This window comes from Streptococcus mitis, assembly GCF_047464035.1.
GTDB lineage: Bacteria > Bacillota > Bacilli > Lactobacillales > Streptococcaceae > Streptococcus > Streptococcus mitis_DX.
Genome location: NZ_JASHCQ010000052.1, coordinates 1 through 1,110 on the forward strand (window position 1 = coordinate 1; position 1,110 = coordinate 1,110).

The following is a 1,110-nucleotide window of genomic DNA, read 5'->3' on the forward strand; positions in this document are numbered from 1 at the left end:
CCAAGGGAATTACCATTCCAGAAGGTGGTAAGGTAACGAATGTAGAAAATGTTCCAGACTTAACAACGCCAGGTAAGAAAACTCCAGTTAAAGTAACGGTAGAATTACCAAATGGCAAAACAATTACCGTTGAAGTTCCGGTTAATGTAACACCAGTTAAAGGTATCGAAACCCCAGTTACGAATACACCATTAAATCCAGAGGATTACACCAAGGGAATTACCATTCCAGAAGGCGGTAAAGTTACGAATGTTGAGAACATTCCAGACTTAACAACCCCAGGTAAGAAAACTCCAGTTAAAGTAACGGTAGAATTACCAAATGGCAAAACAATTACCGTTGAAGTTCCGGTTAATGTAACACCAGTTAAAGGTATCGAAACCCCAGTTACGAATACACCATTAACTCCAGAGGATTACACTAAGGGAATTACCATTCCAGAAGGCGGTAAAGTTACGAATGTTGAGAATATTCCAGACTTAACAACCCCAGGTAAGAAAGAGCCGGTTAAAGTAACAGTAGAATTACCAAATGGCAAAACAATTACCGTTGAAGTTCCGGTTAATGTAACACCAGTTAAAGGTATCGAAACCCCAGTTACGAATACACCATTAACTCCAGAGGATTACACCAAGGGAATTACCATTCCAGAAGGCGGTAAAGTTACGAATGTTGAGAACATTCCAGACTTAACAACGCCAGGTAAGAAAGACCCAGTTAAAGTAACGGTAGAATTACCAAATGGCAAAACAATTACTGTAGAAGTTCCGGTTAATGTAACGCCATCTACTGGAATTGAAACACCTGTAACAGATACACCATTAACTCCAGAGGATTACACCAAGGGAATTACCATTCCAGAAGGCGGTAAAGTTACGAATGTTGAGAACATTCCAGACTTAACAACCCCAGGTAAGAAAACTCCAGTTAAAGTAACGGTAGAATTACCAAATGGCAAAACAATTACCGTTGAAGTTCCGGTTAATGTAACACCAATTACACCAATTGAAACACCAATAACAAAAGAAAAACTGACTCCAGAGGATGTCCTAAAACAAATTAAGATACCAGAAGGAGCAACAGTTAAAGTAGGAGATCTCCCAGATTTAA

Annotated in this window: 1 protein-coding gene; it reads left to right on the plus strand. The window is 39.2% G+C overall.

Annotated elements, in window-relative coordinates; genetic code table 11:
• A partial coding sequence (locus QM818_RS08980) for a Rib/alpha-like domain-containing protein (protein WP_414300179.1) occupies window positions 1–1,110 on the plus strand: 1,110 nt, incomplete at both ends.